General features: G+C 68.4%; 13 protein-coding genes. 8 read left to right on the top strand and 5 right to left on the bottom strand.

Annotation, left to right across the window (positions count from 1 at the left end):
- Nucleotides 1–63 precede the first annotated feature (63 nt).
- Together FHU31_RS04470 and FHU31_RS04465 are read left to right on the top strand one after the other, a co-directional pair.
- Nucleotides 64–894: an Abi-alpha family protein gene (locus tag FHU31_RS04470; protein WP_167156257.1), complete on the top strand. Its 831-nt coding sequence runs from the start codon at nucleotides 64–66 to the stop codon at nucleotides 892–894.
- A 99-nt stretch (nucleotides 895–993) separates the two neighbouring features.
- Nucleotides 994–2,313 (top strand): DUF445 domain-containing protein, encoded by a 1,320-nt coding sequence (locus FHU31_RS04465; protein ID WP_167156255.1) that lies wholly within the window; start codon nucleotides 994–996, stop codon nucleotides 2,311–2,313.
- On the opposite strand, the gene FHU31_RS04460 is transcribed toward FHU31_RS04465, so the two are convergent.
- Complete coding sequence (locus tag FHU31_RS04460; RefSeq protein WP_167156253.1) at nucleotides 2,297–3,118, bottom strand: hypothetical protein; 822 nt, start codon at nucleotides 3,116–3,118, stop codon at nucleotides 2,297–2,299. The two genes, FHU31_RS04465 and FHU31_RS04460, sit on opposite strands and share 17 nt — an antisense overlap.
- Before the next feature lie 91 nt (nucleotides 3,119–3,209).
- On the opposite strand from FHU31_RS04460, the gene FHU31_RS04455 reads away from it, so the two are divergent.
- Genes FHU31_RS04455 through FHU31_RS04440 form a run of 4 tightly spaced genes read left to right on the top strand, consistent with a single transcriptional unit; the run spans nucleotide 3,210 to nucleotide 5,794 of the window.
- Complete coding sequence (locus tag FHU31_RS04455) at nucleotides 3,210–3,770, top strand: hypothetical protein (protein WP_167156251.1); 561 nt, start codon at nucleotides 3,210–3,212, stop codon at nucleotides 3,768–3,770.
- A gap of 15 nt (nucleotides 3,771–3,785) precedes the next feature.
- Nucleotides 3,786–4,409 carry a TIGR03085 family metal-binding protein gene (locus tag FHU31_RS04450; protein WP_167156249.1) on the top strand — a complete coding sequence of 208 codons (624 nt, stop codon included), beginning with the start codon at nucleotides 3,786–3,788 and terminating at the stop codon, nucleotides 4,407–4,409.
- Nucleotides 4,410–4,419: 10 nt separating this feature from the next.
- Nucleotides 4,420–5,358: an LLM class F420-dependent oxidoreductase gene (locus FHU31_RS04445; protein ID WP_167156247.1), complete on the top strand. Its 939-nt coding sequence runs from the start codon at nucleotides 4,420–4,422 to the stop codon at nucleotides 5,356–5,358.
- Nucleotides 5,359–5,398: 40 nt separating this feature from the next.
- The gene (locus FHU31_RS04440; RefSeq protein ID WP_208410141.1) at nucleotides 5,399–5,794 is read left to right on the top strand and encodes a hypothetical protein; all 396 of its coding nucleotides are present in this window, start codon (nucleotides 5,399–5,401) and stop codon (nucleotides 5,792–5,794) included.
- Between the two features lie 5 nt (nucleotides 5,795–5,799).
- Here the strand turns inward: FHU31_RS04440 and FHU31_RS04435 are convergent, their stop codons facing one another.
- From FHU31_RS04435 to FHU31_RS04420, 4 genes are all read right to left on the bottom strand, one after another.
- Nucleotides 5,800–7,314, bottom strand: coding sequence for a dynamin family protein (locus FHU31_RS04435; protein ID WP_167156243.1), 1,515 nt, complete (start codon nucleotides 7,312–7,314; stop codon nucleotides 5,800–5,802).
- Between the two features lie 22 nt (nucleotides 7,315–7,336).
- Entirely contained in the window at nucleotides 7,337–9,184 is a 1,848-nt protein-coding gene (locus FHU31_RS04430) for a dynamin family protein (protein ID WP_167156241.1), read from the bottom strand.
- A gap of 78 nt (nucleotides 9,185–9,262) precedes the next feature.
- On the bottom strand, nucleotides 9,263–10,342 hold the full coding sequence (locus FHU31_RS04425) for an IniB N-terminal domain-containing protein (protein WP_167156239.1): 1,080 nt from the start codon (nucleotides 10,340–10,342) through the stop codon (nucleotides 9,263–9,265).
- Between the two features lie 260 nt (nucleotides 10,343–10,602).
- Nucleotides 10,603–11,130, bottom strand: a complete 528-nt coding sequence (locus tag FHU31_RS04420; RefSeq protein WP_167156237.1) for an Rv0340 family IniB-related protein — start codon at nucleotides 11,128–11,130, stop codon at nucleotides 10,603–10,605.
- 196 nt (nucleotides 11,131–11,326) lie between these two features.
- On the opposite strand from FHU31_RS04420, the gene FHU31_RS04415 reads away from it, so the two are divergent.
- Together FHU31_RS04415 and iniR are read left to right on the top strand one after the other, a co-directional pair.
- On the top strand, nucleotides 11,327–13,159 hold the full coding sequence (locus FHU31_RS04415; RefSeq protein WP_167156236.1) for an Hsp70 family protein: 1,833 nt from the start codon (nucleotides 11,327–11,329) through the stop codon (nucleotides 13,157–13,159).
- A 9-nt stretch (nucleotides 13,160–13,168) separates the two neighbouring features.
- Entirely contained in the window at nucleotides 13,169–15,670 is a 2,502-nt protein-coding gene (gene iniR, locus FHU31_RS04410; protein WP_167156235.1) for an isoniazid response ATPase/transcriptional regulator IniR, read from the top strand.
- Nucleotides 15,671–15,945 lie beyond the last annotated feature (275 nt).

Raw genomic sequence — 15,945 nt, 5'->3', positions numbered from 1 at the left:
CCGTAATCACCAACCGTCGGTCGCGTTCGACCACGGCTGACCTCGGCGCACCTGGGGAGTTCGATGGCGCAAGACATCTCGAAGCACGTACCGGACGTCGACCCCGACGTCGGTGCGGATATCACCGTGGACCAGCCACAGAACCGGGACGGTCATGAGCGTCGCGCCTTCAAGCTGGCCACCCCCGTCGGCGATCTCGCGGTGATCATCCGCACCCCCCGCAGGCGCCCGCTGGTCCCGAAGCGATTCGACCCGTTCGGTATCGCCGACCGTGCCCTGGACGCCGCGAAGGTGGGGTTCAAACTCGCCACCTGGGGTGAGGAACAGCTGGCCACGATGGTGAAGAACAGGCTGGAGCAACTCGATTCCGCGCCCCGCACCGCACCGTCGGCCGACCCGGATGCGCCGGAGTCCCTGAACACCAAGATGGGCAAATTGCTCGACCGGGCGTTGGATCAGAGCACCGCCGGCAGCCAGGTGGAACTGTTCCACCGGTTGCTGGATCAGCTGGTGGCCGACGAGGCGCGCATCGTCGGCGCGTTGTCCGACGGTTCGGCCTCACCGCTGGTGCACGTCTATTCCCGGTCCCGCAACACCGGCCAGCCGGTGCTGGAGAACGCCTGCTTGATCGGCCGCACGGCCAATGTGGCTTTGCCGAATATGGTCCCGCAATACGTCGGTCATCTGCTATCACTTGGTCTGGTTGAGATCGGCCCGGAGGATCCGGCCAAGAAGGCCGACTACGAGATCCTCATGGCCGAGCCGATGGTGTTGCGGGCCATCAAGGGCGCGTCCCGCGGACCACTCACCGCGCGGGTGGAGAAGCAGACCCTGGGCCTGTCCGGTCTGGGTCGCGGGTTGTGGGAGGCAGCAATGCAACAGGACGGTCCGTGACGTTCCAGCGAGAAGCCCAGGGCGGATCGCCGAGATTGAGCACCAGCGAGCAGCTTGCGGATCGCGTATGAGCACCAGCGAGCAGCTTACGGATCGCGTATGAGCACCAGCGAGACGATTCTCGCAATCCAGACTTGGCGGGAGATCAAGGCCGACTTCAGCGTCAACTGGCTGATCTATCTGTCCATGCCGTTCGTGGCCGCCTTCGTCGGCTGGAGCACGAAGATCGTCGCGCTGGAGATGCTGTACCGGCCGCTCGAGTTCAAGGGCATCGGGCCCTTCGGCTGGCAGGGCATCGTGCCGCGCCGCGCCGGCAAGGTCGGCTCCAAGACCATCGAGCTGCTCACCCAGAATCTGCTCAAACCCGAGGAGATGTTGGAGAAGGTCGACGCCGCCGAGGCCGTCGAGGCACTACGGGAACCGCTGATCCGGGCCGCCGACGAGATCTCCCGGGACATCGCCGAACAGATTCGGCCGGGATTGTGGGACTCCCTGCCCGAGGCGGGCCGCAAAGCGATCCAGTCCCGCATCAACACCACGATCCCCCAGGTCATCGAGAACATGCTCGACGAGATGCGCGCCGACCTGCCGCGTTATATCGATGTGCAGTACCTGGCCATCACGACCCTGGTGAAGAACAAGGACAAACTCAACAAGCTGATGCGTGGGCTCGGCGACGACGCCATGGCCTTCGTCCGGCGCAGCGGCATCTACTTCGGGCTCGTCATCGGTCTGGTGCAGATGGTGGCCTGGGCCTTGTTCCAGAACCCCTGGATTATGCCCGCGTTCGGCTTCGGCGTCGGGTTCATCAGCGACTACATCGCGCTCAACATGCTGTTCCGGCCGGTCAAACCGACAAAGATCCTGGGCTTCATCCCGTTCCAGGGGCTGCTGCACGCCCAACGCGAGACCGTCACCGCGGATTACGCACGAATCCTGTCCGAGGATCTGTTCTCCCCCGAGATCCTCTTCGACGGGGTTCTGCGCGGCCCGGGGTCGGACAAGGTGTTCTCGTTGATCGCCAAGGAGGTCGACGCGGCCATCGACGCCCAGACCGGGATCGCCACCCCGCTGGTGAAGTTCGCGGTGGGCACCGAGCGGTACAACGCACTGAAGAACACGCTGGTGGAGATGGTGCTGCAGCGGCTCCCCGAGACCCTGCAATACGCCCAGGACTACGCCGTCGGCGCCATGGACCTGGAGGGCACCATCATCGACAAGATGGGCCAGCTCTCCAATGAGGAGTACGAGTCCATCCTGCGCCCGGTGTTCAAGGACGACGAGCCGACGATGATCGCCGTCGGCGCTGTCCTGGGTGGTGTCGTCGGCGAGATCCAGGTGCAGCTGATCGAGAATTTCGGCAACGAGCCACCGCATACCGCGCTGTCCGAGCTGACCCGGGTCATCCTGAGGCAGTGACCCGCGCAGCGTCCGCCGAACGGGGTGCTGCCAGCCGGCGCAGGAGCGCGCCGCACACCAGGGCGGCCAGCACCAGCGCCAGACAACCCGCATCGAGGACCGCACCGAGCACCCAGCCGGCCACCGCCGTACCGAGCAGGAATGGGGGTACCCATGCGACCAGCCGAACCCGCGACGGCACCTCGGGGTGGCCGTGGGCCCTGGCCCGCGCGTAGTCCGGATAGAAATCGTTGAACGCCACCGCGAACAGCAGCGCCGCCAGCTGCAGAACCCAGCCGGTCCAGAAGTTGTCCGTGTCGTGCACCGCCGCGTCGCCGATGAAGCCTACGGCCGCGGCAAACCCGAACGCACCGGCCCACACACCGGTGACCACCAGGTGGACCCGCACGAAAAGTGATGTGCCCCAACGCTCGGGGCGCACCTTGTGCCGCGCGTAGACCATCGTGTACGGCCGCCGCAGGACCAGCGTGACGGTCGCGTACAGCGCCAGCAGCGCGTTGGTGATGTCACCGGACCACAATTCCAGCCATGCCTTCGTGCCGCTCGAGGCGTGTAACCCGATGATCGCCAGCACCACGAAGTAGGACACCCCGAGAAACTCGATGACGTGCACCGGGATCCCGCGTTGCCAGCACATCGTCAGGACCAGCACGGACACCGCCAACGCGCCGGACACGGCCACCTCGAACCGGCCCGGCCCGGCCAGCATCGCCATCCACACCCACGGCGCGAGGCCGGAGAACGGCGAATCCAGAAACTGGGCCCACAGGCGGGCACCGTGTCTGGCGCCTTTCATCCCGAGCATTTCGCCGACCCTAGGTCGGCATGCTGTGAAGTTACGCAGATGCGACCAAACGTTCCCGAAGCAGCGACACTCCAGCCGGTAGCCTCGACGTGTGACGGGCAGGGGGATACGAGCAGCGGTGTGCGCGGCCGCGATCGTGGTGACCCTGGGCGGTTGTTCTGACCTGATCCACGGAAAACCCACCGGATCGCCCGACAACAACGGTGTCGAGCCGACGGTGCAGACCCCGCGCCCCAGTCGCAGTACGGCCGCACCATCGAGCCCGTCCGGTCCGGCCCCCACCGCTCCGACGGCCTCCGCCGCACCTCCCGGCGCCGACACCCTCGCCCCGCAGAACGGGTACGTCTTCATCGAGACGAAGTCCGGGTTGACCCGCTGTCAGATCTCCACGTCCGACGTGGGCTGCGAATCCCAGTTCCAGAACGCCCCTGTGGTGGACGGCACCCCCGCCAATGGCGTGCGGCTCACCGCCGACGGCCAGGTCCAGTGGATCCTCGGCAATCTCGGCGATATCCCGACCGTCCCCCTGGACTACAAGACGTATCGGGCGTTGGGCTGGACCATTGCCGCGTCCGCGGACGGGACCCGGTTCACCAACGACGCCACCGGACACGGCATGTTGGTGCGCACCGAGGGCGTGCAGACCTTCTAGACGGGAGACGAACAGATGTCGGTGGCACGACGCGAACGCGCGGCGCTGGTCGCGACGATGCGCGGGACCGGGCCCGACGCCCCCACCCTGTGTGAGGGCTGGAGCACCCGCGATCTGGCCGCGCACCTGGTCGTCCGGGAACGCCGGATCGATGCCGCGCCCGGCATCCTGATACCCGCGTTGGCCGGCTACACCGCCAAGGTGCAGGAGCAGGTGACCGCCGGCAACGACTGGGCCGAACTGATCGACAAGGTGGCCTCAGGTCCGCCGGCCTATTCTCCGTTCGCCGTCCTGGACCCCTTGGTGAACGTCGCCGAGATGTTCATCCACCACGAGGATGTCCGTCGTGCTGGAACAAATTGGGAGCCAAGGGTTCTCGATGACGAAACAGTGAAGGCCCTGACTCGCCAGGTCGCTCAGTTCGCCCGGATGACGCTGTCGAAATCACCGGCGAGGGTCAGTCTTGCCACCCCAGACGGCAAGGTGCTGGCCACCGCCGGCAAGGGCGCCCCGGTGACGGTCACCGGCGAACCGGGCGAGCTGCTGCTGTTCGCCGCGGGACGCGAACCCGCACAGGTGACGTTGCGTGGCGACGACGACGCCGTCGCCGCGCTGCGCGCTGCCCGTCGCGGGCTCTAGTGTTGTTGACATGGGAACAACCGACTTCCGCGTCTTCGTCGAACCGCAACAGGGTGCCACCTACGGTGATCAGCTCGCCGTGGCGCAGGCCGCCGAGAAGTTGGCATTCTCCGCGTTTTTTCGATCGGACCACTACCTGGCCATGAGCGGTGACGGGCTGCCCGGCCCCACCGATTCGTGGGTGACTCTCGGCGGGATCGCCCGCGAGACCTCGACCATCCGGCTGGGCACCATGGTGACCTCGGCCACCTTCCGCCACCCCGGCCCGCTGGCCATCGCCGTTGCCCAGGTCGACGAGATGAGCGGTGGCCGAGTCGAATTGGGGATCGGCGCCGGCTGGTTCGAGGAAGAGCACCAGGCCTACGCCATTCCGTTCCCGCCGCTGGGCGAGCGGTTCGACCGGCTCACCGAACAACTGGAGATCCTCACCGGGTTGTGGGGTACGCCCGCCGGCGAGACCTTCGACTTCACCGGCACGCACTACGCCGTCAAGAATTCGCCCGGGCTGCCCAAGCCCGTGCAGGCGCCGCTGCCGATCATCATCGGCGGCAAGGGACCCAAACGCACCCCGGCGCTGACCGCCCGGTTCGCCACGGAGTTCAACATTCCGTTCGACTCCCTCGAGGCGACCGCGACCCAGTTCGAGCGGGTGGCCGCAGCCGTCGACGCGGCCGGCCGCGCACCCGAGTCGGTGACCTACTCCGCGGCGTTCGTGCTGTGCGCGGGTCGCGATGAGGCCGAGCTGACCCGCCGCGCCGCCGCCATCGGGCGCGAACTGGACGAGATGCGCGGAAACTCCCCGACCGTCGGCACCCCGGCGGAGATCGTGGACAAGCTGGGCGCTTTCACCGCGGCCGGTGTGCAACGCGTTTACCTGCAGGTTCTGGATATGTCAGATCTCGATCACCTGGAGTTCTTCGCATCCGAGGTCATCGGCCAACTCGGTTGACCCAGCAGGATGCCGCACGGCGTGGTTACTATCGGTGCCCGTGACGGACGAGCGTAAGTGGCATGAACGCACGTCCACGCTGGCCGCCGCCAGCCTCGCCGCGTTGACCGCCATCGCGCTGATCGTCTGGGGGGCGTTGTTCGTGTCCCGCCAGTTCAACCAGCCCGAACAGGCGCCGACGGAATTCGTCACCCCCAGCTTCTCCGACGATTCGGGACGGTCGACCTCGGCCGCCACGACCACCACCGAGACGATCACCAGCACCAGCCCGCCGGCCACCACCGATATCAACGATCCGGACGCCACCACGTCGTCGACGACGTCCTCGACCACCACCACGACGACCCGCCGCACGACGAGCCAGTCCCGCGACGACGAGACCACCACGAGCCGCCGCCGGCCTCGATTCAACGAGACCAGGACGCTGTCCCCGTAGCGCGACTACCTGCCCTGCGCGTGGTACTCCGCGACCAGCCCCTCCGCGCTGCGCACCGCCGCCCGGCACGCCCTGGTGGTGAACGGATCGTTGAGCGGATGGTCGGCGCGGCGGCGCCAGCGTTGCGCGGCCGCGAAGGCCGCCCGCGGGCCGTCGTAGGGATCGGCCGATCCCAACCCCAACCGGCTGGCCGCGTCGGTGCCGGACCCGCCGATCAACCGGCGCAGCGACGCCATCTCATCGTCGTTCAACGTGGTTGGCCGGGAACGCAATTGACTCAGCAGCCGGAGTTCCTCGAACGCGTGCGCATCGGCCAGCAGCGGGTCGATATCGGCCAGGATCTGCCTGCTGGCGTAGATCGGGTGGACCTGGACGAACCGCCTCAGGGCCAGCAGTGCGGTATGCGCCTTGAGCAGATCGGAGCGCTGCGCGAACTGCTGGTCGATGACATCGCGCAGGGCGATCAGCCCGCTGCGTTCCAGCAGTTCGTCGGCCAGCGCCACCGAATCGCTGATCCCCGCACGCAGCACCGCGATCGAGATCCGGATCCCGAACATCCCGAACCGGTCGAGCAGGGCGGCCCGGGTCGCGGCGTCCACCGGCAGCGAGCTGTCTTCCCGGACGAACCGGTCCACGCTGAGCATCGCCTTGGTCAGCTCGGCCGGTTCGACGGCCGCCAGCTTCTCCAACGCGACGAACTCGCTCTGCCGCAGGGTGCGTGCCGTGAGCGCCAGCAGCCCCGACACCGGGACGACCGCCTGGCAGATCCCGGTCTTCTCCATCTCGGCGGTGAACCGGGTCGCCACATCCCGGGCCGACAGCATGGCATCGATTCGGCCCGCGCCGATCTCGTCGGCCCTCGACGCCACCCCGATCACACCCAACGCACTGGACGCGCCCGCCTCACCGCCGACCAGTTCACCGATCTGGGTGAGCAGCGCGATATCGGCGGCGTTGAGGGTGCGCAGCAGGAACACCACCGCGTCCACCCGCGGCACACCGTCTTCGGGGATCAGCAGCCGCAACGTACGGGCGGACACGTCGCGCGACAGCGACGAGGTGCCGGGGGTGTCGATGATGGTGGTGTCGATGAGTTCGGCGGCCGGCCACTGCACGTCCAGGTCCTCGATGTCACCTTCGTCCAGGCCGTCGAAGCTGAACGTCAGGCTTCGCCGATCCGGGCGGTCGCCCGGAACCCGCACGATCGGCACGTTCGAGCGCCGGCCGCCGCGGTGGTTGGCCGTGACTTTCGGCGTGGGACCGTGCCGGAACCGGGTGACCAGGCGGGTCGCCTCGGTGGCGTCGGTCGGGGCGATGTCCTCCCCCACCAAGGCGTTGACCAGGGTCGATTTACCCGCCTTGAGGGTGCCGGCCAGAGCGATGCGCATCGGCTCGTTGAGCCGGTTGCCGATCCGCAGCAGTTCGTTGTGCACGTCGGGCCGGTCCCGGTATGCCGGATCGGCCTGATACGCGCGGATGGTGCCGCCCAGAATCGCGCGCACATTGTCACTGGTGCTCATACGGGCGACCAGTTTAAGGGGGTCAGCCAGCCGCGGACAGTTTGTCCGCGTTGTCGATGACCTGCCGCAGGATATTGAGCTCGCGCTCCAGCTCGTTGATGCGGGTGTTGCGCTCGTTCTCTTCCAGCTTGGCCGATGTCAGGGTGGCCTGCAGCGACTCGTTGAGCGAACGCGACGCCTGGTTGGCGATGCCCCGGTAGTGGTCGCGCAGCTGACGCTGGATGGCGCGCAGCCGATCTCGAGACTCCTTGTTGACCACGAACGACACGTCGTCGATGAACCGGCGCATGCTGGTCTTGGCTTCGTTGCGCACCCGCGACATCCGGTTCTCCATATCCTCCTTGTAGGCCTTGCGCCCCAACAGAAGTCCCGCACCCAGCGACAACGGGTTGAACATGCCCAGGCCCGCGAACGAGGTCAGCATGCCGAACATCAACACACCGCCGTAGGACCCGCGCATGCCGGTGACCACCTTATGGCCGGCTTTGATCGGTTTGGCGTCCAACCGCGCAAGTGCCTTGAACTCGCCCAGACTGGCGCCCATCTCACGCGCGCTGACGTGCGGCGCCTCGATGACATCCAGGCCCGCCTCGATGAAGGTGCGGGCCACCTCGGCGGCCAGCGCCTCGGCACGCTGGAAGGCCCAGACGAAGTTGTCGCCCACGGCGGTGGCGATGGCGTTCTCCAGTTCGGCGCCGATCTCGGCCCAGTGCTGGGTGGGGTCACAGCCGTCGATCACACCTTCGGTGTGGGCGGTGATGTGCCGGAACCTGTTCCGCAGATCGTGATCGATATCGGCGGTCAGATCGGCGATCCCGTCGTTGAGCACCTGCTGCCACAACGCGGTCTGCGCCAGCGCGTCCTGGGCTTCCCGCTTGCGCCGTTCGAGGTCGGCGGTGAGCTTCTCGCGGGTGTCGGGGTCGTTGAGCGCTGACAGTTCGGCTTCGGCGACGAGTGCGAGATGATCTGCTGCGGCACGGATCTCGTCGATCACGTGATCGCGGACGCGATCGGTCTCACGGGACAACACCTTGTCGCCGAGGAAGGTGACCAGCGCCGGGAAGTTGGACTCCTCGTTGAGGTCCTTGTCGTTGAGCGTGATGGCATGGCTGCGCAGCACCGAGCTCACCGGAGTGATCGGTGTGCTGAGGCCGGCGCGCTGCAGATGGGCGGCGTTCGCCGCGACGATCTCCCGCCAGTGCGGGTACAGGTCGATCTTGGTGGCCAGAATTGTTGTCAGCGGGCAGATTTCGACGGCCTGCCGGATGAAGGTCAGTTCGGGCTCGGTGAATTCCTGGCTGGTGTCGCTCACCATCAGCAGCGCATCCGCCTCGGGTAGCAGCCCCAGGGTCGCCGACAGGTGCGGTTGCCCGTGGCCACCGACGCCGGGGGTGTCGATGAAGGTCAGACCGTTCTTGAGCATCGGGCTGGGCACCCCGACCTCGACGCGCAACACCTCACGGCCCTGCGCCGCCGGGGTCTGGCGCAGATCGTTGCGCAGCTCCGACATGTCGATATCGACGAATTCCGGTTCGCCGTCGGGGCCGGCGACCGCCAGCCGGGCCGACGCGGTCTCGGCGTAGTGCACCACGGTGGCCAGCACCGTGCTCTCGTCATCGCCGACCCGCGCCACCGGCATGTTCAGCAGTGAGTTGAGCAGCTGGCTCTTGCCCTGCTTGAGCTGGCCGGCGATGACCACCCGGATCTGTGGGTCGGTGATCCTGTCCTTGGCGATGCCGAGTCGCTCCACCAGGTCGGCGCGGTCGTGCGCGCCGGCGATCCGGGAGCTGTGGTCGATGAGTTCGACGATCACTTCGACAGGCCTGGCCGGCCTGCCGGCCGCGACCTTGTGATCCTGCGGTGCTGTCATCTCGTCCTCTCCAGACCATCAAACTCCCATGCGCGCCGATTGGCGGGGACCTTGTGGTCCCCGCCAATCGGGTGTCGATCAGAACGCGTGGAAATCGGTGTGCGGCTCGATGTTCGTGGTGTTGTGCAGGTCGGTATCGGCGTAGGTGTTGATACCGCCGGCCTGGTGCACCGACTCGTCGGTCACCGTGGTGTGCACGGAGCTGTCCTCGTGGACCGAGCTGTCGGCGTGTACCGAGCTGTCGATCGTCGAGTGTCCGCTGACCGTGGTGGTGGTCGTCGTGTGGCTCGAGGTGTCGACCACGCTGGTGTTCCCGCTGCCCAGGTCGTGTCCGACCGTGGTCTGACTGCCGCCGACGGAGGTGGTGTTGGTCGAGCCGTGGCTGTCGTTGATGACGATGCTGCCACCGCTGCCGCCGCTACCGCCGCTGGCGTGCCCGCCGCCCAGGATGCCGCCGCCGGCACTGGCGCCGCCACCGCTGCCGCCGCTGGTGTCGACGTCCTTGATGACGGGCCCGCTGTTGTGCGAGATGACGTCGCCGCCGGCGGTCTGCGAGCTGTCGTGGACCTGGTTGCCGGCCCCGACGATCACCGGCGAGTGGCTTCCGGTGAGCACGTCGTGGACGTTGGTGTTGCCGTCGCCGATGGTGTTGTCGTGGCCGGTGGTGACGGTGCCCTTGTTCTCGCCGTCGACCACCACACCGCCGTGGGTGGCGGTGGTCGTCGTGGTGGTCTTGCTGCCGAACAGGGTGATGTCACCGAAGCCGAGGTTGAACGCGCCCTGCTGGGCGTTGGCACCGGCGTCCTGGTTCGGGCTGAGCACCGGCACGTTGTTGTGGCTGGCGAAATCGGTGCTGTTGTGGCTGGCGAAATCGGTCTGCGGCGCGAATGTCGGCTGCGAGGTGTAGGAGGTCTGCGGCGAGAACGGGGAGGCGAAGTTGTGGTAGCTGGACACCGCGTTCTGCAGCCCGTACACCGGGTCGCCGTTGCCGAGTGCGACGCCGGCCGGTGCCACGCTGGCGGCGACCGACGCGAGCTGGGCGGCGCTGACGTTCGGCAGGCCCGCGTCCCGCATCGCCTGGTCGGGGTCGGCGACGAAGGCGGCCGCGATGTCGGGGCTGCGGAACAGGTCGAGGATGTAGTCGATGATCGTGGTCATGGGAGTGCCTTTCTGGGTGGCGCTTGGGGGTGGCGCTTGGGTTGGTGCTTCTGGTCTGTTTCCGGGTGGTCCGGCGAACTGAAGACAACGTTATGGGCGGCGAGCGACAGCGGAAACGGGGTCGAAACCCCTGCCTTCACAACCCCCATCAGGGGTATAGGGGGTAGGCCCGTTAGGGGGTTAGGGGATCGCGGGGGACGCCCGATCCCGGACACGAAAAAGCCCGCTCCCTTCCAGGTGAGCGGGCTTTTTCGGGCAGGTCAGCCGAAGATGTCGAACCCACCGTCATCGACCGGCAGGTGGTGATCGCTGTCGGTGGCCTGGTCCCAGTGAGTGTCCAGGCCGGTGTCGACGACTGGCACATCGTCGATCGGGTGCGGATCCGCAGCAAAGGTCGGGACGTCGGCGGCGTAGTCATCGGCCACGGTGGGCACACTGTGCTCGAAGGCATCCGGCAGCGAGTTCACCGCCGCGTGCAGATCGTCGGTGACCACCACGGGCAGGTGATCGCTCACGCCACCGAAGTCACCGAAGGAGTCGAAGGCCGCGGTCGCGGCTCCACTGGTCCAGACGTTGCCGCCGTGGTCGAATCCCAGGTCGGTCCCGCCGGTCGGCCCAGGCGAGGACAGCGACTCGCTGACCACCGGGATCAGGTGGTTCACATCGGCGGTGGTGACATCGGTCAGGTGCGCGTCGGCGATGGCCTGATTCGGATCCGCGGCGTAGCGCGCGGCCGCGTCGGGATCCCGCACCAGCGACATGACGAAGTCCAGCAGTTCATTGGCCATCGTGCCACCGTCCTTTCTGTAAGTTTCCTCGATGTTATCGGTGCACGTCGAGGCGCAAATCGGTGTCGAACCCACCGCGACGACGCCCGGGTTAGGGGATGCCCCATTAGGGGTTTCGACACGTTAGGGGGATTGACGCGCACCGGTCTCGGCTACCACTAAGGTGAGGGCGTCACGGCTGTCGACAGGAGATCACATGGGCGACTCGCTCGGGTTGTCGATAGGGACAACCAATCTGGTGGCGGCCCGCGAAGGCCGGCCGCCGGTCGTGCGGCGCGCGGTGCTGACGCTGTTCCCCGACCGCGCACCCGAGGTCGGGCTGCCCTCCGAATACACCGGGGCAAACACCGGGGTGAACCAGCCGGGTCTGGTGCTGGGTGGGTTCGTGGACCGCGTGGGCGATCCCATCCCCCTGGTGGCCTCCGACGGTTCATCACACCCCGGCGACCAGGTGCTCGCCGAGGCGCTGGACGCGATGGCCCATACCGTCGGCGGTGGCCGGCCCATCACCATCGCCGTGCCCGCGCACTGGAGCCCGGCCGCGGTATCCGCCCTGCAGATCGCCCTGCGCGCCAAGCCCGGCCTGTCGTCGGCGACCCTGGTGCCGGATTCGCTCGCGGCCCTGGCCGGCCTGCGCAGCGGCCCCGGTCTGCCCGCCCAGGGTGTTGTTGCCCTGATCGATCTCGGCGGCAGCGGCACCAGCATCACGCTGGCCGACGCGGGCGGGAATCTGGCGCCCATCGGCGCCACCCAGCGCTATCCGGACTTCTCCGGGGACCAGATCGACCAGGCGCTGCTGAACCACGTCCTGGCCGGCATCGCCGAGGCCAACAACACCGACCCGGGCAGCACCGCGGCGGTCGGTTCGCTCGGCAGGCTGCGCGATGAGTGCCGCCGGGCCAAGGAGCGGCTGTCCGCCGAGACCACCGCGGTGGTGCGCGCCGAGTTACCCGGCTACACCTCCGACATCCGGGTCACCCGCGCCGAGCTGGATCAGGTGATCGAAGCCCCGCTGGCCGGCCTGCTCGGTGCCATCGAAGAAGTCTTGCAGCACAACAGAATTCCCGTCTCCAGCGTGTCGGCCATCGCCACTGTCGGTGGGGGCGCGGCGATCCCGCTGGTGACGCAGCGGCTGTCCGAGCGGTTGCAGGCGCCGGTGATCACCACCCCCTACGCCCAGGTCAACACGGCCGTGGGCGCGGCCCTGGTGGCCGGTCTAGCCTCCGAAGCCGCTGCCGCAACGGGTTTGGCGCCGGCGGCAAGCCCGGATGCCGCGCCGACCGGCCTGGCCCCGACCATGGGGTGGGCCGGCGCCGCGCCGCCGACGGCGGCGGCACCGGGATTGGCGTGGTCGGAGGACAACCCGCTTCCGACCGGTGAACCCCTGCCCTATGAGGGCCCGGATTACGACACCGGGTTCAGCAGCGCCCGTCCCGAAGTGGCGTTCACCCCACAGGAGGAGGAACTCCAGGACCAGGCGGCACCCCTGCCCTGGTACAAGCGCCCGCCGCTGCTGTTCGGCGCGGCTGCCGCGGCGGTACTGCTGGCCGGCGGTGGCCTCGCGGTCACCCTGACCGGCACCAGCGGTCCCGGCGGCACGGTGATCGAGACGGCGACGAGTTTCTCCACCCGGCCCGGTGAGAGCACCGCAGCCCCGCTGACGACGGAGACGGTGACGGTCACCGGTTCCGACGGCATCGTCACCACCTCCGAGGTACCGCCGCCGCCCCCGGCGAGCACCACCACCACGACGACGACACCGTCGACCACCAGCTCGACCACGACCACCACCACGACGACCACCACCACCACGACCACCACGACCACCACCACGACGACGACTCCGCCCACCACGACGACGACCACCACCACTCAGCCCCCGACCACCACCACGACGAAACCGCCGACCACCTCGGCCGCGCCACCGACGACGACCAAAGCGCCGGAGCCCGTCACCACGACGGCCGAAGCGGCGGTCACCGTCACCCAGGCGCCGCAGACGACGGTCGTCGTGTCCGGTAGCGAATAGCGCACGCCCGTGGGCGAGCGCAGCGACTGGGGCCATCCGGGTGACCCGCTCGCCACCCTGATCGACACACCGACCGAACCGGCCAAGGTCCTGGTATCCGGGGGTATCGGCACCGGCAAGACCACCCGGATCAACGACGTGCGCACCGCCCTGCGCGGAGCCGGCCGCCCGGTGTTCTCGTCGGTACCCACCGAGTCCGAGATCGGCAGTGCCGCCATCGTCATCGACGACGCCCAGCTGCTCGACGACGCAGACCTGGTCCGGCTCACCGCGCTGGTCGCCCGGCCCGAGCTCACCGTGGTGGTCGCCGCCGAACCGCTGGCACACCGCCCCGCCCTGGGCGGCCTGTTCACCGCCCTGGCCCGGGAGAATCCGGTGCTCACCCTCGGTGTCCTGCCGCCCACTGAATTTGCCGGTGTCCCACACGAATTGGTGCGCACCGTGCAGGCGGCCACCTCCGGTCTGCCGTTTCTGCTGGGCCCGGCAGCCCGGGCCCTCGCGGAGGCCATCGGCACGCCCGACGGGGAATCCGCGGTCACGGTCATCGGTACCGCTACCCGGGTCGCGCTCGTGGAGCGACTGCACCGTCTCGACCGCGCGGTGCTGGACGCCTTGTTGCTCTGCTCCCTGAGCCCCGGATTGGGCGCCGACGATATCGCCGCCGCACTGCGGGTCGACGCCGACAGCGCACAGGATCTGACGGACCGCGCGCGGGCCACCGGGCTCCTCGACGCCGCCCACCGCCGGCCGTTCCTCGGCATCCTGCACCGCGCGGTCGCCGAGATCCTCGGGGCCGCCCGGCATCACGACACCGAGCTCGCCCTGCTCCGATCGCAAAACGAAACCGACTTGCTCTCAGCCGATCTCGCACTCAGGATGGCCGAGCACGGAATGCGGGACGCCCTGCTCGCCGACACGCTGATCACCCTGGCCACGCAGAACCGCACCCAGCCCGCACGCGCGGCCCGGCTGTACCGGGCGGCCGCCGACGCCGGCGCGGGACCGGGCGCGCACAGTGCCGGATTGGCCGACGCCCTGGCGATGACGGGTGACTGCGCGACGGCGGCCCGGTTGGCCGACGGGCTGCTCGGTTCGACAGATCCGGCCGAGCGCGCGGCCGCGGTCCGGATCGCCGCCAGTATCGCCGTCCACGACGGCGCCGCGGGGCAGGCCGCCGATCTGTTCGCCTGGCTGGGGCCCTACCCCGATGCCTTCGTCGGATCGGCCGCGGCGATCGTGGCCATCGGGGCCGGCAATGCCGAGGCGGCCCGCGCCGCACTCGCCGTGCCGGATTCCGGGCCGCCCACCTCGACAGCGCGCGCGGCACGCAACCTGGCCGACGGTCTGCTGCAGACCCTGGAGCAGCCGTTCGCCACCGCGATCGGGCGGTTGAGCCAGTCGATCACCGCCGAACGCACCGATACCGGCGTCGCCCCGGACAGTCCCGCCGCGCTCGTCACGCTGGCCGCCCTGCACGGGGGTGACGCGGTCCGGGCCCGCAGCATCATCGGACGAGCCGTCGGTGCCGACGCGTCCGACGATCACGGCTTCACCGGGCCCCGGCACCGACTGCTGCTGGGCTGGGTGCGCATGCTCGACGGTCAGCTGAGTGCGGCGAGCGCGGATGCCGCGGCGGTGCCGTCCTCGCTGCACCGCCGCGACGCACTGTGGTCGGCGGCGCTGCGCGCGGCGATCGCCCGCCGCGGAGGTGACGGCGGGGCGACGCAGAAGTACTGGTACGCCGCCATGGACGTGCTGGCCGAATACTCGCTCGACATCTATTGCACACTGCCACTCGGGGAACTCTGGGTGGCGGCAGCCCGGCTGCGCCAGGTCGACCGGGTCCAGCACCGTATCGACGAGGCGTTCGCCCTGTTGAGCGCGCTCGGCGACCCGGTGCTCTGGTCGGTGCCACTGCATTGGGCCGGCGTGCACGCCGGGATCCTGGCCAACTCCCCCGAGGCCGTCGCCCCGCACGGTCAGGCGCTGGCCGCTGCGGCCGGGCAGAGTCCGTTCGCCCGCAGCCTGGCCACCGCGGGCCGCACCTGGTTGCGCGTGCTGGCCCATCAGGTCGATCCCGACGAGGTGGCCGTCGCGGCGCGCGGACTCACCCGGTTCGGCCTGACCTGGGATGCCACCCGACTCGCGAGCCAGGCCGCGCTGCACACCCCGGACGGGAAGGTGTCCGGTGCCATGCTGGCGCTGGCCCGCGATCTCAAGTCCGATATCCAGAATGCCGAGACAGCCGAACGGGACGTGCCGAGTGCACCGGCGCGCGCCGCCGCCGAGTCGGCCACGTCGGTGCCGACCTGGGCCCGGTTGTCCGACCGGGAACGTGAGGTCGCCGAGCTGGTGCTGCAGGGGATGCCCTACCGCGATATCGGCAATCAGCTGCTGATCTCCGCCAAGACCGTCGAACACCACGTCGCCCGTATCCGCCGCCGGCTGGGCGCCGAATCACGGTCGGAGATGTTGTCCATGTTGCGGGCGCTGGTGGGCTCGCCGGCCTGAGACGTAACTGTGGTGACCACCACATCTGGCGTTTGCCGGATACCGAGGGCGGCGCCTTTACACAGCCATCGGCCAGTGTCACCAACACTTTTCCGGTACCGGCGGACCCAGGTCGCCGGTACCGGTCACGGAGCTCCGCCGGGTGACAAAGAGTGAGTTAGGTCAGCCTTGCTAGCGGCGCTTCCCAGCCGGATGTAACTATGAGCAGGCATCTAGCCTAAGTTACTGGCGAGTAACACACCTTAAGTTACCAGTGAGTAACTTAAATTACGGGA

The organism is Mycolicibacterium fluoranthenivorans, assembly GCF_011758805.1.
Taxonomy (GTDB): domain Bacteria; phylum Actinomycetota; class Actinomycetes; order Mycobacteriales; family Mycobacteriaceae; genus Mycobacterium; species Mycobacterium fluoranthenivorans.
Note: the sequence above shows the minus strand (reverse complement) of the source record. Positions and strands in the feature narration are given on the sequence as shown.